Origin of the sequence: Gardnerella sp. Marseille-Q9185, assembly GCF_046508745.1 — a bacterium.
Classification (GTDB): Bacteria; Actinomycetota; Actinomycetes; order Actinomycetales; family Bifidobacteriaceae; genus Bifidobacterium; species Bifidobacterium greenwoodii.
This window is the reverse complement of the sequence record NZ_JBKFWK010000001.1, coordinates 617666-638876: the sequence shown is the minus strand read 5'-3', so window position 1 is coordinate 638876 and position 21211 is coordinate 617666. Positions and strand designations below refer to the sequence as shown.

Sequence of the window (21211 nt, the reverse complement as noted above, 5' to 3'; positions counted from 1 at the left end):
CGCTACGTATTTAGCGCGTTTTACAGCGATTCGCCAGGAATCGAAGACCAGTCGAAAGGTTCTTCCACAAGATAGTACGCGTTCGAATCATCCGGGGTAGGCGCGAACGGAACTGCTCGTCCTTTTATAGTAGGAATAAACGGACTCCAATCAGGATAAGTATTTTTAGGTAAATCAACTCGCGTTTGCTTATACAATTTAGGATTTCTGCGCAAAATAAATGGTCGCGTCAAATCCGGCTTATTCTCAACTTTTCCAGCGAAATATCCGCTATTTAAAAGCTCGTCAAACTTCGCACCAACAGGCACAACCACCATAAAATCTTGCATAACGTAGTAGTATCCAGTGTTGATACCTGGACTTTGGTCCATTTCATCACGATAATCGCTGTCGTCTAAAAGCCTTTCTCCGTCAATGTACTTACCGTCTACGCACAGTGAAGGGTCATCAAAATTATGAATAATGTGGCCATCGCAGCGCGCCGAATCCCTTCCGGCATACAATTCAACTGCGCCTGTATCTCCAGAAACAAGATTGTTCTTCATGTATTTTGTATTTTCAATATTTTTATCATATATAGCATAATCAGAAGGATCTTGACCCCAGGTACTCATATAAAGAACGTCTATATCGTTGTTGACAATTGAACTGCTATTAACAGAACCACTTTTGGCAACCTCTTCCGTCATAACGCCATGAATATCTTCTTCCTCGTAACCATTTGTAGCTACATATGGAAGAAGATTTATGCAGTTGCCACTCTTCGTGCACCATTTGCCAACGAAAGAACCGGCACGTTGCACGAGATAAGTAGCCGTTTTATCATCACCATATATTGGCTTAGTCACCATATCTTTTGTTTTGGATGCGTCAACACCATAGTAAAGCGTTACGGCTTTAGGATTTCCTTTAGTGCCCAAAGCTGGGTAGGCGCCAACGATTTTGCCGAAATATTTTGCAGACGAGAACTTCGGTCGAAGATCTACGGCGAAAGGCTTAGAAGACAACATGTCTTTGGCTTTGTCTTTATCTAAGCCAAACACGTCAACCGGAACGCCATCGCACTTTTCACCAACCGCAATATTTATTACACCGTCTTTGCCAACAGCGTTTCCAGGCATAGGGCTAGACGCAACAATCTTACCGTCGGCAGCATCGGTAGAAGGAACGTGATGCAGTTTTACTGGAACGCCCATTGACTTCACAATTTTCTTGGCATTGTCTAAACTTGCGCCAACAACGCCTTTCGCAGGAACGCCCGGGCCTTTAGATCTTAAAATTTTCACAACTGTTTTAGTTGACACTTTAGAACCCGGCTTAACGTTTTCGTATCGAAGGAAGTTGCCCTTCTTTTCGGCGCCAAATTCGTCTATAACTTTCGTACGGAAACCCTTATTTTCCAAGGACTTTACGACTTCATACGTATCGTCTCCAGCTTTTGCTTTAGGAATTACTTCCGATTTTGAGTTAAAGACTGTAAAAGCTACATGAGTATTCCTTGTGAAATACCAAACTGTTCCAGTAATCGCAAGCACTATGGTTAGCACAATGCTAGTAATCATAATTGCAAGACGTTTGCGATTGTTAAGAAGATTCGCTTTATTTGGGCTTGGTTGTTTCGATTGAGTTGGCTGAGTTGGTTGAGTTGGCTGGACTTGCGGTTGTGGTTGAGGTTGTGTTTGTGGTTGCTGTGTTTGCGGTTGCTGCTGGTTATATTGGAGTTGCTGGTTTGCTTGATGTTGCTGCTCCTGCTCTACATTTTCAACAGGTGCTCCACAAAAACTGCAGAACTTATCGCCAGCGTCAATCTTATTTCCGCAATTTATGCAAAACATCGCAACCTTCTCTCATACGCGCAGCAATCTCATTTACAGAAAAATCTGCTTTCTATACTACAACTACTTACGCAATTTTCGCGCGCGAGCGTAATCCGTGCGAGCGCTGACTGCACGAGTGTCCCAAAACCGCAACAAACGTCATGTAATTTCTCCGGCGTTTGTGTTTACAGGATTTCTAGTATGGCAACAGCGGATGCGACTGCTGTATTGTTCTGCACTGATCCGTCATGAGTTAGCGAGATATGCCAACGAATTGTGTTACGAATATCTCTATGTGAATTTGGAAGATTCGTAAGATTAGTCGAATCCGAAAGTTCTGGAGAAAGTTCTGGAGAAAGTTCTGTAGAAAGTTCTGGAGAAAGTTCTGGAGAAAGTTTTTGCGAAACTGATTCGTAAACTGATTCGTAAAGCTTATTCTGCACTTCTTGCGCAAGTTCCACGCGTGGGCAGCCATGCGAATCGTCAAGAATCTCAATGCCAGCCCATGGCATGTTATCGAGAGTATAGGGGTATTCGGTGGGGTAGCCGGTATTGCAGTTCATTAACGCCTCGCACCACGCTTTAATCACGGCTTCCTTTCCAGCCCAGCGCGCCGCAATATGCAAAGCTTCGTCGTCGTGCTTCGTATCGGAACGCAAACTGCACTGCCGAAGTTCGCGCACAGAAAACAGCGTGCGCCAACCATTGCTTTCGCGCATCTGCTCAGCAAATTGCGCAACATTCACCACATCGTGACCTAATCCTGCAATCATGCGCTCTCCTTACTAATCTGCGCTCACAAACTGATATGTACCCTTTCTGGATACGTATCTCTTTTTACTTAATCATATCGCCGCGCGAATGCAAACTTGCTCTATGTCGTAAGCTTCTGTATACTTAAACAAGTTGCTATTTTGCGGACGTAGCTCAATGGTAGAGTCTCAGTCTTCCAAACTGATTACGCGGGTTCGATTCCCGTCGTCCGCTCCACTTTTTGAAATTCGTTTTTGCTCTATATCTTTTCCTATATATTGTTTTGTTCTGTATTTTTTATTGCGTTTCTAATATTTCCCTTCATCCATCATGAGTTTGCAATATACTTGCATATCAAAGGGCATAAAGAATTTATAGTTGATTAGGAATACGGAATTGCAAAAATTTTTAGAAAAATTTTTAGAAAAAAATAACGCAATACGAAAAATATTACCTTTCGTAACAATATTTGTAATAACTGGTCTTATTGCAATTGCATTCTTCAGCAACCTGTATCTTGCGTACAATTCACGTAATTACGCGCAAAAACCTCTTGTTTTAAGCAAAGCAATCATACCGGATTCCAGCAGTTACAACGAGCAAACCGGTGAAAAAAATAATAGAGAACAAGCGCAAATTATCGGCAATTCCATTTCTATCCCAAATTCGGGAGCAGACGTAATATTAAGCGGAATTAACGAAAATACTAAAGCTTTGAAAATCGAGTTGCAGCAAGAAAAGCCTTCAACTTTCGTCACCGGCACGTTGGAAATTGAAGACTTTGGAATTGCGCCAAACGCCTACACTTTAGCGGATTCTTTCCAAATGTCTACCGGAAAGCACAATACTAGAGTTCTTCGTTTTGAAAGTCACGGAACTGCGTACAAAGCTAAGCTTCATTTTAATCAAACCGGAGCTCCTTTTACGCTCAAAGCTGTAACAGTAAATCCGCCTTTTGCGCTGCACGTAAACTTTGGAATGTGGGCAATACTTTTCGTTGTAAGCTCGCTTATGTTCTTGGTATATAAGAAAAAGTGGTACTTGCTTAATTACGACCGCCACAATCTTACGCAAAATATAGTTTTTTGGGCAGTATGCGCAATTCTTATGGGATTCTCGCTATATCTTTGCTTTATTGTGTACCGCGGTCACGGAATTCGCGTGCCATTCCCTTCCGATTTATACGATCGCGTCAACGGCAATCCGTACACCGAACAGCTTAAAGCTTGGAAATCAAACTCTTTAGCTTTGTTGCAGCAGCCGCCTAAAGAATTAGTAGAATCCGCAAACCCGTTTAGCTGGGGCGAGCGCATGGACTTGGGCTCTAAAGGAGCATCCATACCTTGGGATGTTGTGCTCCACAATAATCACTACTACTGCTACTTTGGCATAGTGCCGTTCCTGCTCACTTACTTGCCTTTTAATCTGCTCTTCCCGCACGCAGTTCCTTCAGCAATATTAGTTGTTACAGTATTTGCGGTTGCGATTATTCCGTCTATGTTCGCGCTTCTTAGAGAAGTTGTTGAATTCTTTGCAATACGCGCCAATTACTGCCTGTTTTTGCTTGCTGCAGCAGCTTTCCCGTTTGGTTGCTTAATCTTCTACTTGCAATCTTCAGCATCCCTCTACTATATGCCGCTTCTTAGTGCAATACTGTTTGGAATCTTATTCGTATACGCTTCTCTTAAAGCTGTGCGTCTTTACACAACTCATTCGCGCGCGGGGTACGCGCTTTTTGCGCTCGCTGGCATAAGTCTTGCTTTACAATGCGGATCTAGGCCAAACGCGTGTATTCCGGTTGTTGCTTTTATAGCGCCGTTGTTTATTGCGATACTATTTGATGCAAAGCGAAGTATTTTAAATCGCGTTGCTGCAGCTTCAAGCTTCCTTGTTCCTGCGATTGTAGGCGTAACTGGAATATTAACTTATAATTACTTGCGTTTTAAGTCTTTCTTTAATTTTGGAAATGAAGAGCAACTTACGAATTTTGATTTGCGATTTAATAGTAAATCTTTTGATCCTACTAAGATTCGCGATATTTTCCTTAATTATTTCTTAAAACCTTTTAATATTTCGGAGAATTTCCCATATATCTCTATACCTTGGGCAAATAATCAAGGCTACGGTAATTCTTTCTACACGCATATGATTTTCGGTCTTATGATGATTCCGCTTTTCTGGTGGTTGTTCACATTAAGACGTAGGTTTATGCAAAAAATTGAGTATATTATGACGGTTGTTGGATTAGTAGCATCCTTCTTGCTGCTGTATCTTAACTACTGTTTAGGTGGCAATTTGTACCGTTACTATTGCGATTCGATTATTATATTTATTTTGATTGCAATAATGAGTATGCTTCACAGAGTTAAGCCTTATAGCAAAGATCTTGATGTTACTTGTGAAGAAGATTGCGCAATTGCTGAGCAATCATCTTTGCATTTGTATATTCCGGCTGTGCTTTGTGCAGCGGCAACTATTGTAATAGTTGGTTTATTAGTATTCAGTAATCATACTGAGCCGTCTGCTGATATACAAAACGTAAACCCTGATTTATTCCTTAAGTGGAGTGATTTATTTACGATTGGTCGCTGATTTACGTATTGCGCGTCGCTCCAAACGTGAGGAACTTATCTCGCATTTGGAGGGTTTAGCTTCGTGAATCGCTCCAAACGCGAGGAACTTACCCCGCATTTGGAGGGTTTAGCTTCGTGAATCGCTCCAAACGCGAGGAACTTACCCCGCATTTGGAGCGCACAAGTATCCACATGAATGAATGACGAAGCAATTAATATGCAAAACAAACTATATAAAAATGGCCGGCATGCTGTTTAGCACACCGGCCACTTTATTAGATTAGTAAACTTAATTACTTAGCTTGCAATATAGCCTTTTGGCAAGTCTGACGCCAAATACCATTGCCGTCGTAATGCTCGTCTTCAACAGGGGCGCCAACTTTAGCGAAATCGCCGCGAGCGTAGTAATCTTTACGAAGATTGAACATAAGAACAAACTTCTTATATTTACCTTGCGTCCAAACGTCTCCGTTCTTGCAGCGTTGACGCCACCAGCCTCCGCCCATGTTTTCCTCTTCAGCAACAGGAGCGCCAAGCCAAGCAGCACCGCGATGTCCGTTATAAGAGTCGCGTAACTCAAACTGAATCACGTACTTAATGTCTTTGCCTTGAGTCCAAACGTCACCGTTCTTGCAGCGTTGACGCCACCAGCCTCCGCCCATGTTCTCCTCGTCGGAAATAGGCGATCCAAGTCGCGAATAGCTTCCGTGCTTGTAGTAGGAGTCGCGCAATTCGTACTGGATTACGTACTTCTTATCTCGGCCTTGCGTAAACACGTCGCCGTTCTTGCAGTGCTGACGCCACCAGCCGCCGCCCAAGTTTTCTTCGTCTGCAATAGGAGCGCCAAGACGAGTGAATCCTCCGTGCTTGTAGTAGGAGTCGCGCAATTCGTACTGAATTACGTATTTCTTATCTCGGCCTTGCGTAATAACGTCGCCGTTCTTGCAGCGTTGACGCCACCAGCCGCCGCCCAAGTTTTCTTCGTCTGCAACAGGGGCGCCAAGGCGAGCGTATCCGCCGTGACCGTAGTAGGAGTCGCGCAATTCATACTGCAGAATAAAGCTTTTATCTCCGTTGGTCCAAAGATCGCGGCGATTCGCTTTCTTGCTTACTTTCCAGCCGTCTCCAACATCTTGCGAAGAATTCGCGCTGGTATTAGTAATCGTGTTACCAAACTCAGAAACGCCATTGATTTCGCCGCCATCAGCCATTCCAAATGCGTTCAAATCAACGCGACCCTCAATGCCGTTCACACTGCCGCTTGACGTATACTGCCATCCGCGCAAAGCTGTAGAAATAGGGAAGCCTACGCGAGAACCGTAGCTAGCAACCCAGCTTGTGCGCTCGTGAATATACTGAGAATTTAATGGTCCTCTCAAATAATTCGTATAAGAGTAAACGCCGAGCTTATGGTAGCCTGCAGAAACTAACTGATTCCACCATGAAGCAACAATATCCTGGTAAACGTATGGGGATGTTGGTGGTTTATGACCGCTCCAGCTCCACCTTTCCAAGTCGTAGTAAACAGGGTAAGTCAAATCTTCAGGATCAACTCCAGCGCCCTTCAAAAGACTGACAATATCTGCACCTTCAGCTGCACCATCTTCCGGCTTTTCTGCGTAAGAATACATGTAAATGCCAAATGGAATACCAAGACGCTTGCACTCGCTAATATTGCGCAAAGCCTGCTTGTCGTAGCCATTACCCCAACCGTAGCTAATGCGAATAATCGCGCCGTCTATGCCGGAATCTTTTACAGCATCCCAATCAATTAAATGCTGATGCTCAGAAACGTCAATAACACCTTTGGCGTTTTTAACGAATTCGTCACCGTTTCCGTCAATAAAAGCAGGTGAACCATCGGAATCTTCCCAATGAGCTCCATATTCATTTTCAGAAAGCGATGTTTGACGCACAACGCCGGAAGCATGAGGTTGCACTATAGTATTTGCAACATTATTTTTCAAAGCGCCAGTAGGCAATGAGGTCTGCTTAGGTGCTACAACGTTCATAGTAAATGCGGTAGCAATTGAAGCTAATCCAGCTAATACACGCACGATAATCTGTCCCACGAGTCCTCCAGACATGTTTTTTACGTGTTTATCTGCTACTACCATAGCAACAGCACCATAAAATTGGCGCAAAATCAACAGAAATGTCGTTTTTTATTTTTCTATGTGACTTTAGATTCTTGTACTAGACTATACTGTCTACTTGTAAATACAGTTTCTGGAGATTGTTAGATTATGAATACTTCGTTAAACAGCGCGCATGAAAGTGTGCCAATTTTGTACATTGTTGTACCTTGCTTTAACGAGGAAGAAGGTCTTTCTAAAACGGCGACTGTTCTTCAAAATAAGATGACTAATCTTATGAATCAGAAACTTATTCATTCGTACAGTCGCGTAATTTTTGTTGACGATGGTTCAAAAGATTCTACTTGGAATTTAATCGCCTCATTTAATCGCAAAAATCCTTCACTTTTTGGCGGTGTAAAGCTTGCGCATAATCGCGGTCACCAAAATGCGCTGTATGCGGGTCTTATGTATGCGCGCGAGCAAGGTTGTGATGCAGCAATTTCTATGGATTCCGATTTGCAAGATGATGTAAACGCTGTTGATGAAATGCTTAAAAAGTTTGCGCAAGATGGTTGCGAAATTGTTTACGGCGTTCGCTCTTCGCGCAAAAAAGACACTTGGTTTAAGCGAAATACAGCCTTGGCTTTTTATAAGATTTTTGCCTCAATGGGTGCAGAAGTTGTGCCAAACCATGCGGATTATCGTTTAATGAGTTCGATTGCGTTGGATGCTCTTTCTGAGTACAGCGAAGTCAACTTATTCTTGCGCGGAATTGTGCCAATGCTTGGTTTTAAAACCGCAAAAGTTTATTACGAGCGTGGAGTAAGAACGGCTGGCGTTTCTAAGTATCCTTTGAAAAAGATGATTTCCTTTGCTTTAGAGGGAATTACATCGTTTTCTGTTAAGCCGCTGAAATTAGTTACGTATATGGGATTGCTTTCTATTGTTATTGGTTTCGCAATGTTTATTTACGTAATTGCGTCGCTGTTTACTAATCACACTGCTGTTGGTTGGTCTTCGCTTATGTGCTCAATATGGTTTATTGGCGGATTCCTTATGATTTCTATGGGTATTCTTGGAAGTTATATTGGCAAGATTTATTTGGAATCGAAGCATCGTCCGCGCTACTATATTGAGCAATCTTTGTAAATATAATATAAATATAATTTTGTAAATACGATTTTTGTAAATACGATTTTTATAAATAATCTTTGTAAAGGCACTTTGTAAAAGTAATCTTTTAAAGGGGTTTGAAAGTATGGTTAAGTGTTTGCAGAATATAAGCGTAATGCTTGGGCGCTTTTTTAGTACTGCCGCACTTTGGTGCGCTGCAGTATTTTTCAGCGCATTATCCTTGCTTAATCTAGTTATTTCAGCTCATCTTTTACCAGGCGACTACACTCTTGAATTTTTATGGTTCCAGGCTCCATTCGTAATTGCTATAAGCGCAGCAATATTCTTTATTATTGCGTTTTTACGAAAACGTGAGCTTATTAATAAGTTGCGTATACGCTACGTTGCGGCCGCTGTTTTTGCTTATGTTTTTGTGGCAGGTTTAATTTGGGTACATGTTACTCACGCGTGGCCGGAGTGGGATCCAGCATACCTGTTTAGCGCAGCGCAATATTATGCAGATCCTAATAGAACTCCTGTGGTTTGTGGAGTTGACACTTCGGAATTATCTTGGATTGTGTGCCCGGGCGGTTACTTGACTCGCTTCCCATTCCAATTCCCGCTTCTTTCTCTTATGCGATTTTTGGTAATAGTTTTTGGCCCTAACGCATACACTGCGTTTGAAGTTTTGAACGTACTATGTGCGGCTATTACTGGCGTTCTTATTGCGTACTACGTGAATTTATTATTCCGCAATAAAAATGTGACGATTCTTTCTTTGCTTTTTTATGCAGCATTTTTGCCTATGATTTTTTACGCGACTTTTGCTTACGGCAATACGCTTTGCTTGCCGTTTGTGTTTGGAGCGCTTATTTTTCACGCAAAAAATATTCGTGGTGGCAGTTGGCGTGATGCAATGCAATCGTTGATTTGCATATTCTTTGCAATATTACTTAAGTCTACTATGGTTTATTGCTTACTTGGCATGATTGTTGTGTGGATTGTGTCTGCTTTGCGTTCTAAAAAGTGGGAGCATGCTGTTTGCGTGTTGCTTGCAATCGCGTTCTTTGCTTTAAGTAATGTTACGGTTGCGGATGCAGCTAATTCTTTTGGTCATAGTGCAAAAGATGGTTTGCCTTCTACAGTTTGGCTTGCGATGGCAACGGATCCTGCCAGAAAAGGCGGTCCAAATAATCCTGGCTGGTATAACGGATACCCAACTAGCTTTGACGTTGCAACCTATAATAAAGAGACTATAAAGAAGGAATCTACTGAATTTTTACGCAAAAATATTAATTTCTTCTTAAAAAATCCTAAGCAAATAGCGACTTTCTTTACTAAAAAGTTTGCGGGAGAGTGGCTTGAACCAACTTACGAATCTTTGCTTGCAAGCAGTTGGAAGTGGAACGGTCCGTACAGGCAGGTTTTAATTGATCGCAAAATGAATCCTGCTTTACGCTCGCTTTATTCTGGAAAGTTAAATATGGTTGTTTTTACCTTCCTAGATGCTCTTCAATTTATGCTTGTTGCGTTTACAACAGTATTTCTGTGCGTATTGTTGCGTAAAAGAAAGTCGCCTTCTTCTTTGTCTAAGATTTCTTGCGAATTTTCTTACGAATACTTGACTCCGCTTTTGACTCCGCTTGTTATAGTGCTAGGAATGGCAGTTTTGTACATTGTTTGGGAAGCGCAGTCGCAGTATATTCTTCCTGCGTATTTGCTTATGATTCCGTTTGCAGCTCGCGGCTTTGATATGTTACTGACGTGCTACGAAAACCGTGCTGCACATAATAGTAATGCAGCAAATCCAAGCCAAAACTGACGGCATTGTGCATGAGATTATTGCTGTTACTATCATGCTCCAAGCTGCGTAAGTAACGTTTGCAGCCATTGCGCGAGATGCTCCAACTTTCGCAATACCGCGGTAATAGCAAAGGTACGAGCTCACTCCAAGAAGGCCGACAATAATCGCCATTCCTGCTATTTTGAAAGCTTGAAGCGAGCTTGTGTTTAGTGAAATATAGGATTCTAATCCTGTAGAAGTGACTGCAGAAGTGCCTGCAGAAGTGCCTGCAGAAGAGACAAATATACTAGAAGTAATCGCAATAATCGCAATAATAACGTAAGCAAATGCGGATGTAGTTTGGCGAATATGAAGTATTATTTCGTCGTCTATGCTTTTTTGGTGCGTAGCCCAAGCGCACACAACAGCTTCGCTTCCCCAACCAACTACGCTTAAAATTGCTCCGGCTAAACCAAGTATTGTGTTTGAATTTGCGTAAGATTGAGCATCTTGAGCGCAAGAAAAGTATCCTAAAGCAGAAACCGCAATAAGAGCTAACGCAAAAGCTGCATATTTTGACGCACTTAAGCGCTCGCGAAGTATTAACGCAGAAAGTACAGTTCCAACTGCAGGGTAGAAGGCGGAAATTGCAGCAGCGTATCCAGCTCCTATATTGCTTGCTGCTAAAACGTATCCGCTCATGCCGAGTGGTCCGCCAAGTAAAGATCCTACGATAATAAGTGCCAGAATCCGTGGTTTATTTAGTATTTCAAGCGTTTTATGCCATTTTTTTCGAGTACTTATGTAAATCCACATAAAAATTGCGCATACAGCGTCGTGGAGTAGAGCTCCAAGAATACCAACGAATATTACTGAATTAGTGCTGCTGTTATAGCTAAGAAATGTGGTTAAAACTGCAAGTAAGGCAGTGTCAATTCCCCAAAGGAATCCGCTTAAAAACGCGTATTTCATAAGTACCTAATTTCGTGTTTTAATTTTCGTACATTTTAAGAGCTTCATTAATATAGCGTTTTGCGTACCGGTAGTAGGTATACATGCAAGTTCCTATGTTCTCGCCTTCCGCTTCTTTAACAAGCGACCACAAATGCCAACACCATCCTGCGAATCCCACAAAAGCCAGCAAATGACGCTTTTCTTGAGTTGACGGAGTGTGTGCTAAATAAATAGGCATAGCTTCGTTTATTTCAGTATCGCTAAATTCGTCCGAAACGCATAAAGTGCCAAAATCTTGCGCATAATCAGACATTCCGGCATATTCCCAATCAATAAGATGGTATCGATTTTGTTTGTCGATTAAAATATTTGCTCCCAAAACATCGTTATGGCAAGGACAGTAGTTTTGTGGATCCTTAGATACTACTAATTCGTGAAGCTTTTTTGCGCTCAATCCCAGATCAATAATTTTTTGCGGAATCGTAACTTTTCTATTATTTAATTCGCTTATGTAACGTTGAGATTCTAAGTAAAAATCGAAAGTTCTAAGCATCTTTCTGTTGCTTTCGTGTAATAAGCGCACTAAAGCCAATCCCTCTTTAAGCTCTTTCAAATTGTGCATATTAGCTGTTTTGCAATCGGGCAAAAAGTGCGAAATCTTCCAGCCAACAGTTTCGTCTGCTGCAATAAAAGTGCCGTCTAAACCAATCTGCTTAGCAAGATTTAAAGCTTCAACTTCCGCCTTTCGATTAATAAGCACGTCTGTGCCAACGCCAGGATGTCTATAAACGTACTCGCTTTTTCCAACTGAAAAATGGCAAGATAAATTAGTGAGACCATTTTTTAGTGGATACACGTTATAAATATCGGATTTCTTGCAATTAAGCGTTTTAGTAATATGATCAAAAATTGCGCTATCAATATTTTCTAGGAAAAGCGGATCAAATTCGCGCAACTCGTCAATAGAATCAAATTCGTGAATAATTGGCGGATCGTATTTGCGCATTTGCATATCTAGCTCGTCAATATGTTCAATAAAAATATCTTCCCAAAGTTTTCCTGCAGTTTGCGGCAAATCGTATTCTTTGCGAAGAATTTGCACAAATCGCTTAGAAAATTCGGTGTCGAAATACACGTGACCAATCATGTACCAAGCGTCACTTCCGCCAATCGTAACTTTTGTAATGCGATTATGTGCTCCGCAAGTCATGCACCATTCTTTAGTGTATCCTTGCTGGAATTGTGCGGAATAATAAGCTTTCCAAACGTATTTTTCAAAGGGATTTTCGTCAAAATAGTTGTCTGATGAGCAAATATAAGTGTTAGATAACTGGTTCGCTACAGCCATAAGCGAACTGTTATTATTGCGAGTGTTGTATTCGCTATTTGGCACGATTTTTACGTTAAAAGCGTCTTCTAAGTAGAAAAACTGCTCCTGTTTGTAGCCAACAACAACAGTTATATCGTTAATCCCAGCTTCGTGAAGTTGCTTGATTTGGCGCTCAATAAGAACTTCGCCTTTTACTGTAAGCAAGCCTTTTGGAGTTTCGTACGAAACTGGTGAGAATCTTGACGAAAATCCTGCGGCCATAATAATAGCGTTTTTAACTTTGTGCGGCTCAAGTTCAGCAAGACCTTTAGGTGTAATTTGCAATGTTTCTGCCGCTTTAATAAGATGCTTATTTTCTGCGCTTTTGATTGCAGAATTTACAGTTCCGAGCGAAATTCCTGCGCGCGTGGCAATATCTCGCTGACTTATTTGCTGGGAGTTGTTTGTGTTATTTAGTAGGGCAGTAAGTAGCCTAAATTCGTTGTGATTAATAGCCATGCGCATCTCACTTGTGATTGGTGTTTTGTTCATTATATAACAAGCGTTCAAAAATAGCTATTGAATCTTTATTTTGAACAGTGAGAGTATAAATCCGACCAAAACAACTCAGCTGTGTAAAGAATAGGTCGCCCGCAAGCAACAAAGCGTATATAATGAATAACCATATGACTTATCGAGAGTAAAAGTGGAGAAACATACAGAAGGTGTGAATTATGGCGTCAGTATTTCGTAGATTATTCCGTGGGCTTATTGACCGTTGTCCTTCCTCTAAGCGTTCAATAAGAGATCTTCGCGCACAAGTTGGCGATTTGCAGACTCGCTTAACTCGCATGCAGGAAATTCTCGACGGTCAGCTGGTACATATACTAGAAAATCAGCGTATGCTGCACGTCGATATGCTTACGAATCGTGAGCATTCGTCACTTTTAGGTTGGTCTAATTACAGGCGTGACAATGAAAGCGATTTGGACGCGCGTAAGCGTTTTTACTATTCGCTTCCTAAAGCAACAGGTTCTGTGCGACTTATTCAACGAGGTTGCGCTAGTCTTTTAAGCGAGTTTGCTGAAATTGCGCGCGAACATAATCTTCAATATTGGGCTGATTTTGGAACTTTGCTTGGTGTTGTTCGTCATCGCGGATTTATTCCATGGGATGATGATGTTGATCTTGGAATGATTAGAGAAGATATTGATACCTTACTCAATCTTCTTCAAAATGATGAGGAGTTGTCGAAACGCTACCGTGCAGTTCTTGTTTTTGATCCTTACGTATGTTGCAGGCAGTTGCGTTTGCGCTACAAAAATCCTGAAAATCCTAGCTTTATAGATATTTTCTTCTACGATTATTTGCCTGAGTACAATGAGCAGATTAGACGAAGATTTATTGAGATTCGTAAAACTTTGCAAGATGATTTGCGCTCGCAGCCATTCTATGATGAGTGGCTTAAAGGCGGGTATCGTGAAGATGGTGCTAAGTTTACTAGAGAAATCGAAAGTATTTTTACAAAGTATCGCGAAATTGCGCAAAACGAAAATATTATTTCTAAATCTTCAACTAATGAAACTTATGGCGTTATTTACGGTATTGATAATGTTGATGCAGAATCCATATATATGGTTAGCTGCAAAAACATGTTCCCGCTAAATCAAGATCAATTTGAAGATTTTTCAGTATGTGTGCCAAATGATGCGCAAAAAATTCTGTACAGTTATTACGGGAATATTTATCAGCTTCCAGCAGACATGTTCTCGCACTTCCAGCATGTTAGTCGCGATTGCCTTGAGAATCAGTGCATTATAAATGCGATTGAGGAAGATATAGCAACAAATCCTTACGCAACTAAGTAAATTATTTGCTATTTCGCCTCATAAGACGGAACTTTTTCTGCAATTTTGCAATAAACATAGGAAGAGTTATCTTTTTTGCTGCCGTCACGATTTTCTCGCCAATAACGTAGCGTGCAGAAGTGCGAATACTGCTAATTTCCTGCTCGTAGTTTAGAGTTTTGCTCTCAAATTTAAGCATGCGCTCTTTAAGCCACAAAGTGCGTGAAGCGGTATTTAGCTGCAACTTTTGGAATTCGTTATACGAAAGCTCATCGTAGAAGTAGCTTGGCAAATTCTTAGAAATTTGATCATAATCCATAATTTGTATCACTTCTTGAAGCTTATTATGAACAATATCTGCCAAAGATTCAGACGTTACTCGTGTATGGCAGTCGTGAACAAAACTGTTCACAAGCGAATTTACGTATCCGCGATTGTATTGATCAAGCAAGCCTTCGCTTTTAAGCCATTCTCCGGTTTCGATTACGGAATCAACTTCAAGAGGCGATTCATCTTGAGTAGCGTGATGCTCAATAGAAAGCCAGAAGTTTTCTGGAATATTAGTGTGGTGAAGGTTTTCGAATCCTTCGTCAGCTCCAACACTGAATCTTCCATAAGCATCTTCGTAAGTTTTAGACAAATCGCAATACAGTATTTTCTGTGCTTTTAATGCTGCGCGAGTTGTAAAAGTCATTAAAGTTGAAGGCAGGTCGTGTTCTCCAGCTTCAGCTTTAGAAGCTTTCAAAAAGTCGGTTCGCCAAATTTTTTGCCAGCCATAACTGTAGCAGCTGTCTAACAAAAGTTCCGGAATATCGCTAGCTTTATAAAGACCGTAACTTACGTCTTTATTAGCATCTTCCGAATTTGTTGGCATAATAAACTGCTGGCGCAAAATATTAGATTCTTTAGTTTTTGCGCTATTTTTTAATGCACAATCAATCAAATAATCGCTGTGTTTGCTTTTATTGTTGAAGAAAGCGAGGTCGACGCTGGCTGTTTTACTATCATTTTTATTCGTGACTTGGGCAGCGTTTTTGGCTGCATATTTAGCCGCATCTTCTCCATTTTTTTCACAAATTTCGTTATAATACTGCACCTGATTTAGCGCTTCAGATAGCACTTTTTCGTTAATTATGTAGCTTGAAGGCATAAACATTGTGTATGTGCCGTGAGCGTAAGAAATTGCTTTAGAAAGCATATCTTTAATACTTGCGGTATCTTCATGCGACTGAATTGTAAAACGCTTATCTTTGCTAGTAAACTTTTGGGCAATTGCAAGCGTACTGTCGTTTGAATGCGAGTCAACAATAATAAATTCGCAAGGAATACTGCTTATTGAGCTGCAAGCTTTAAGCGAATCAACAATCCAAGAATGAGCATTATGCGTAAATATTACGAGCGAAAGCTTAGGATTTGCCTCTGCTTTTTGTTGCTTAACTTCGTATGATGAGCCGAGGAAATCCATGTAATAATCCATAAATTCTGGCTTAAGGCGTGATGCCATAAGGAAAACTTCTTTTGAATCCATGGAACTAAAAACTTCATAAATAAGTTTGCGGATTTCCGGATTCTTATCGTCAAAACCAAACTCTGTAATCAAGGAGTTTACGTAATCAAATTCGCGAGAATAAAAAGCGTGCAAAATTTCGCGAGAAATATTCTGCTTACTAAGAAACTCGCGCATATCTCGCAAACGGTCGAAAGGAAGATGGAAATCCTTCAATAAGCTAGATGCGCCCGGATTAGTTTGACGATAATAGTAGTACTTTCCAGGATTCCAGCAGATTTTATTTGCTAAAACCATAGTTTGTGCAAAGAAAGGATTATCGGTCCATCCGGCTCCAGGAATTGGCTTAAAACGTATGATTTCGTGATTGCGGTTATCTCCGTTAAGAAAATCTTTGCGGTAAATAGCCGACCAAATAGAAGGATGATGGTAGAAAGGCTCAGCAAATTCGCTAAGATTAAAAATAGTGCGATGCTCAGGCATGAAATAGCACAAGTTTGGCGTTTCTACAGCCGACTTATAACCATCTTTGCCGTCGTAAAAAAGCCAGTATCCGCCTTTGATAATATCTAGTGTTGAGCCAGTTTCGCCGACTTTGCCAGAATTTTTTACAGCAATCTCAACATTGCTTAGCAAACGCTCATACATATGCGGATCAATAAAATCATCAGGCTCAATAATGCTAATCCACTCGCCTTTAGCGCGTTCCAAACCGCGATTGCAAGTAGCTCCGTAGCCCTCGTTTTCTTTTTCAATTACCACAAAGCGACTATCTTTTTTTGCAAAAGACTTCATAATATCGATGGAACCATCTTTGCTTCCATCCGAAAACATCAAACATTCCCAATCTTTAAAAGTTTGATTTTGAATAGACTCTAAACATTCTGGTAAAAAGGCTTCAACGTTATAAATTGGAACAATAATCGATACTTTCGGCATACGTACGATGTTAGCATAAGTGGTTTATGAATGTTGATTTAGTGTATTCAAATGCAGCGCTCAATTGTTATTACTAAAGCCTATTTTCAACTATAAGCTCGTTTTAGCAATAAGCTCATTTAGGCTAAAGTATCATTTCAATTAAAACATTCAATTACAACATAACTGATATTATTAAGAGCGTGAAAAATCTCATGGCTCGTTGTCGTAAAAAGTACGCGTATGCAAATATCGTGCTTCGCGGTTTAGTAAAAACCGATTTTAAGCTGCGTTACCAAGGCTCTTTCTTGGGTGTGGCGTGGTCGGCGTTGAAGCCGTTGATGATGTTTTGCGTTATGTATCTTATTTTTGGCAAGTTTTTGCGAATGACAGACGGCACGCCAACATACCCTGTGGTTCTTTTGATGGGAATTAGCGCGTGGCAGTTTGTGCAAGAATCAACTTCGATTGGTTTGCGCTCACTTGTAGATCGTGGCGATTTGTTGCGCAAAATCCATTTTCCAAACTACATTGTGGTTGTTTCGGCAACGGTTGGATCTTTAATAAGCTTTTTGATTAATTTAGTAGTCGTGCTTATTTTTGCGATTATTGGCGGAGTGCATTTTACGTGGAGAGTGATTCTGCTTCCAATAAGTCTGATTCAGCTTTATGCAATTGCAATCGGAATGGCGCTAATAATGTCTACTATGTACGTGTTCTTCCGCGATATTTTGCATATTTGGGAAGTGGCTCAGCAGCTGCTGTTCTACGGAATGCCGATTATTTATCCGCTTAGTTACGTGATTAATAAGGGCGGTATTTTTGCGGTGCTGGCAAAGCTTGAGCTGCTTAATCCTATAGCGCAATGTATTCAGGATATGCGACACAATATGCTGGCTCCCGAAACGCAACCAACCGTGTGGAGTGAATTTGGATTCTCGTGGATGTCTTGCGTGCCGCTTTTGCTTACCGTGCTAATAGTGTGGCTTGGAGTGTATATATTCCGAAAAAATAGTCGCACTTTTGTAGAAATTATGTAGCGTGCTAAATTTACGAAAAATTTTACGATATTTATGACAGTTACGATGGGGAAGTGAAATTTATGAGTAAGTTGCAGGAAGAAGCGGCGGAAGTGCAAGAAGCGCAAGCAGCGCAAGTGCGTGATGACGATATTGTTTTATCAGTCAATCACGTAGGAAAATATTTTAAGTTACCAACCGAGCAAGCAACCGGCTTAAAGCAAGCGTTTATAAATCTTACTAAGGGTATTAAAGGCTACAAAATTCAGAACGTTCTTAAAGACATAAGCTTCGACGTGCATCGCGGCGAATTCTTTGGCATAGTCGGGCGAAATGGCGGAGGCAAATCAACCCTCTTAAAAATTATTTCGCAAATCTACTATCCAAATACTGGAAGTGTAAAAGTAAAAGGCAAGCTTGTGCCGTTTATTGAGCTTGGTGTTGGTTTTAACCCGGAACTTACCGGCCGCGAAAACGTGTATCTTAACGGAGCTTTACTTGGATTTACTCGCGCAGAAATCGACGCAATGTACGACGATATTGTGGAATTTGCTGAGCTTGAAGACTTTATGGATCAAAAGTTAAAGAATTACTCTTCGGGCATGCAAGTTCGCTTAGCGTTTTCTGTGGCAATTAAAGCGCAGGGAGATATTTTAGTTCTTGACGAAGTTTTGGCCGTTGGAGACGAAGCTTTTCAGCGCAAGTGTGACGCGTTCTTTACAGATATTCGTAAAGATCCAACTAAAACCGTTATTCTTGTTACGCACGATATGAATGCTGTGAAACGCTATTGCACGCGTGCGATGATGATTAGTGACGGTGAAGTTGCAGCAATTGGAAACACTGAGTCCGTGGCAGATCAATATACTTTGGCAAATATTGAGGCAGAGCGCGAAAAGCAAAATAAGCTTGGTGAAAAGCTAGGCAAGGGGCAGTATGCTCAAGGTTTGAACGCAAAGTGTCCGCTGCTTAGAACCTATGCTTTGGAAGACAAGATTTACAAGAGCAGCGATACTTTCCGTTTTGCTGTGGAATATCAGTACGACGAGCCGGGTGACTTCTATTTAGCGATTGCTTTGCATGACATTCGGCGCGGAGGAATTACTTACGATACTGGTTCTAAAGTGCTGAAAATGCAGAAGCGCGGGCATCAAACAGTGTATTTTGAAATGCCGCTAAATTTGTTTAACAATGGCGAGTTTACGCTGTTTACTTCCTTGCGCACGCCTAGCCCAACTGAGGACGACTACACGGATTTGCTTGCCGTGGCAGTGGATGCGAACGCTTGCACGTTTGTGATTAGAGATAGTCGAAATCGCGACTATGCTTTGCTAAGCGATCGCGCGATGATGATTAAGCAGGTTTCGTGAAACATTTGCCGGAAAATTACCGGCAAATGTTTCCTATGTCGCTGTTACTTGTTGCTAGCTCGGAAGATTTGCTCCCAACTTTCAACGCTCGCCATATCGTAGCTGCGATACTCCCGAGAAAGCTTCTTCCACTTACGCAACATTTTTAACGCCAAAAGTGCGTCCGCACGCAACATTTTACGGAATAACTTGCTATCTCGCTGGAAAAGATTAAGAGTAGTGCCATCTGGAGCCGTAACGATTGCAGTATTAACTCCCACAAACGATGGCCAAGAAACGTCTTGCGCTGGAATCGCAACTTCCGGACGAGGATTCTTCGTATGCTTTTCGTGAGCAAACAAAGCCTTAATCGTAGCGCGCTTCTGCGTCTTACGCAAAGCCTTAGCATCATGCGCAGTAAACGGACTTACGTGCTCTCGCAAAACCTCGCTAATAAGCGCTTCGTCACTTACAGGCTGCGTATCGCTAAAGGATTGACGTGCTTTACGAACCTCGCCAAGCTTTTGAGGCATTGAATCAACAATATATTGTGGTCCGCGCAAAATATCCTGCAATCCCATATGATGCAAACGCATAGCAGAATACGCAAGTTTTAAGCCGGAAGCCAAGTCGCTTCGAAGCATTTCAATCGCAAAACGTAAGCTTGGACGAGTGCAATGAAGCAGTCCGCAAATCCAACGATTGCGCTGGAAGAAATACTCTTCCCAAGTGCGCGAAGGATCCTTATCGTGCCAAGCCTGGTGCCAAACTGCCACTCCCGGCAGGCAAATCGTGTGATACCCGTGCTCAAGCGCTCTAATCGAATACTCAGTATCATCAAACTTAATAAACACAGGAAGCGAAAGACCGATTTCTTTCATAATCGCAGTCGGAATAAGACTCATCCACCAACCGTTGTAATCAGTGTCTATTCGCTGATGGCGCTCAGGGCAATCTTGCAAAGTAATAGCTGCAAAATCATGATTGTAATCAAGATTCTGTGAAGGCTTCATCCACACGTTGTTGCGAGTGAATCGTTCGCCTTGAGTGTAAAGAACCGTGCGATTGTCAAGATGAAGCATCCCTCCGCCAATAATAGCAGGCTTAATTGTGTAGTCGGCAAACTGAAGCGCGCGAAGAATGCACTCTGTTTCGCTAATTGCGTCGTCGTCGAGAAGCATAGTGTAGCTGCTTTTTCCTGCTTTAAGCGTTTCAAACATGCCTCGCGAGAATCCGCCGGAACCGCCTAAATTAGCCTGCTGAATGTAGGTAAGTTGGCTGCCAAGATTTGCGCTTGTTTCGTTAAATCCAGGTTGATTCTTTACTAAATCCGTGCCCTGATCTGTGCAATAAATTGTGTCAAGTCGCGCGCGAAGTGCTTTGTTTTCTGCTATTGCCTTCAGCTGATTATGGCAGTATGAAGGGCGGTTAAAGGTAGTAATAGCAATAGAAAAAGTGCTATTTGATTGCGGTTGTTTTCCTGATTGCACTTTATTTGTGCGCGGTACGCTCCACTCAGCATCGCTAACAGTAAAGCAGCTAGAATCGCTCGCTTTCGCATCAAACCAAAAATATCCGCCGTCTGCAAGACCAGTCATAGGAATTTCGTAGCTAATAACTTGAGCTGGCTGATTTGTTTGATTGCTAGAATCAAACTCAAACTTTTGCACCGGATACGTAAGTCCGCGACCGGTCGAACGCATAAGTTGCAACGCGCCTGCTCCCTCAACGCGAGCAGTAAACTTAACAGTTTTTACGCGCGTCCAATGCTGCCAATAGCTTGCAGGAAAAGCGTTAAAGAAAGTGCAAAGTGACACGTGCTTTCCGGCGGCAACGCAAAGTGAGTTGCGCGAAAGAACAGTGCAAATGCCTTGAGTTTCAACATTTGGTAGGTGGCTGCTAGTATCTGCAAGAAGCTTTTTGAAATCAGTGAGATTTAGATTATTTATATCGATTGCGCGCGTATTCATACGAGGATCGAGCACAGTGCGCTGCAAGTAGGAGCGATGCCAAGGAATTACGTAAAGTGGCATAGTAATTTCCGCGTCTTTTACAGGGTAAACAACGCGATTTACAACTTCCCAGCCCTCGTTGCTGCTATTTGCGCTGCTAGTATCTTGCTTTTTTTGCATTGCTTGTTTATCTTTGGTTTCTGCACTCGTTGCCTTAGTCATATTAGACATTATATATA

Annotated in this window: 13 protein-coding genes and 1 tRNA gene; 7 read left to right on the top strand and 7 right to left on the bottom strand. The window is 41.7% G+C overall.

Annotated elements, in window-relative coordinates; translation table 11 throughout:
• Positions 1 to 20: 20 nt before the first annotated feature.
• Both ACLD5M_RS02420 and ACLD5M_RS02415 read right to left on the bottom strand, forming a co-directional pair.
• Entirely contained in the window at positions 21 to 1835 is a 1815-nt protein-coding gene (locus ACLD5M_RS02420) for a PASTA domain-containing protein (protein WP_410314515.1), read from the bottom strand.
• 167 nt (positions 1836 to 2002) lie between these two features.
• Positions 2003 to 2590, bottom strand: coding sequence for a 4'-phosphopantetheinyl transferase superfamily protein (locus ACLD5M_RS02415; protein WP_410314514.1), 588 nt, complete (start codon positions 2588 to 2590; stop codon positions 2003 to 2005).
• Positions 2591 to 2733: 143 nt separating this feature from the next.
• Between ACLD5M_RS02415 and ACLD5M_RS02410 the strand changes: the two genes are divergently transcribed.
• Positions 2734 to 2807: transfer RNA gene (locus ACLD5M_RS02410), tRNA-Gly, on the top strand.
• A gap of 159 nt (positions 2808 to 2966) precedes the next feature.
• The gene (locus ACLD5M_RS02405; protein ID WP_410314546.1) at positions 2967 to 5162 is read left to right on the top strand and encodes a hypothetical protein; all 2196 of its coding nucleotides are present in this window, start codon (positions 2967 to 2969) and stop codon (positions 5160 to 5162) included.
• A gap of 274 nt (positions 5163 to 5436) precedes the next feature.
• Here the strand turns inward: ACLD5M_RS02405 and ACLD5M_RS02400 are convergent, their stop codons facing one another.
• Positions 5437 to 7260 (bottom strand): glycoside hydrolase family 25 protein, encoded by a 1824-nt coding sequence (locus ACLD5M_RS02400; RefSeq protein WP_410314513.1) that lies wholly within the window; start codon positions 7258 to 7260, stop codon positions 5437 to 5439.
• A 129-nt stretch (positions 7261 to 7389) separates the two neighbouring features.
• Here ACLD5M_RS02400 and ACLD5M_RS02395 point away from each other — a divergent pair, with 129 nt between their 5' ends.
• Positions 7390 to 8370 (top strand): glycosyltransferase family 2 protein, encoded by a 981-nt coding sequence (locus ACLD5M_RS02395; RefSeq protein WP_410314512.1) that lies wholly within the window; start codon positions 7390 to 7392, stop codon positions 8368 to 8370.
• A 109-nt stretch (positions 8371 to 8479) separates the two neighbouring features.
• On the top strand, positions 8480 to 10156 hold the full coding sequence (locus tag ACLD5M_RS02390) for a glycosyltransferase family 39 protein (RefSeq protein ID WP_116794257.1): 1677 nt from the start codon (positions 8480 to 8482) through the stop codon (positions 10154 to 10156).
• Here the strand turns inward: ACLD5M_RS02390 and ACLD5M_RS02385 are convergent.
• Positions 10091 to 11089: an EamA family transporter gene (locus tag ACLD5M_RS02385; protein WP_410314511.1), complete on the bottom strand. Its 999-nt coding sequence runs from the start codon at positions 11087 to 11089 to the stop codon at positions 10091 to 10093. The genes ACLD5M_RS02390 and ACLD5M_RS02385 overlap by 66 nt on opposite strands.
• Positions 11090 to 11108: 19 nt before the next feature.
• Positions 11109 to 12899: an NTP transferase domain-containing protein gene (locus ACLD5M_RS02380; protein ID WP_410314510.1), complete on the bottom strand. Its 1791-nt coding sequence runs from the start codon at positions 12897 to 12899 to the stop codon at positions 11109 to 11111.
• Between the two features lie 215 nt (positions 12900 to 13114).
• On the opposite strand from ACLD5M_RS02380, the gene ACLD5M_RS02375 reads away from it, so the two are divergent.
• Positions 13115 to 14248, top strand: a complete 1134-nt coding sequence (locus ACLD5M_RS02375; protein WP_410314509.1) for a phosphorylcholine transferase LicD — start codon at positions 13115 to 13117, stop codon at positions 14246 to 14248.
• A gap of 1 nt (position 14249) precedes the next feature.
• Here ACLD5M_RS02375 and ACLD5M_RS02370 read toward each other — a convergent pair whose 3' ends face one another.
• Entirely contained in the window at positions 14250 to 16673 is a 2424-nt protein-coding gene (locus tag ACLD5M_RS02370) for a glycosyltransferase family 2 protein (RefSeq protein WP_410314508.1), read from the bottom strand.
• A gap of 194 nt (positions 16674 to 16867) precedes the next feature.
• Here ACLD5M_RS02370 and ACLD5M_RS02365 point away from each other — a divergent pair, with 194 nt between their 5' ends.
• Complete coding sequence (locus ACLD5M_RS02365; protein ID WP_004133710.1) at positions 16868 to 17692, top strand: ABC transporter permease; 825 nt, start codon at positions 16868 to 16870, stop codon at positions 17690 to 17692.
• Positions 17693 to 17754: 62 nt separating this feature from the next.
• On the top strand, positions 17755 to 19041 hold the full coding sequence (locus tag ACLD5M_RS02360) for an ABC transporter ATP-binding protein (RefSeq protein WP_375169298.1): 1287 nt from the start codon (positions 17755 to 17757) through the stop codon (positions 19039 to 19041).
• Positions 19042 to 19085: 44 nt separating this feature from the next.
• On the opposite strand, the gene ACLD5M_RS02355 is transcribed toward ACLD5M_RS02360, so the two are convergent.
• Positions 19086 to 21194 (bottom strand): glycosyltransferase, encoded by a 2109-nt coding sequence (locus tag ACLD5M_RS02355; protein WP_410314507.1) that lies wholly within the window; start codon positions 21192 to 21194, stop codon positions 19086 to 19088.
• Between the last annotated feature and the right edge of the window lie 17 nt (positions 21195 to 21211).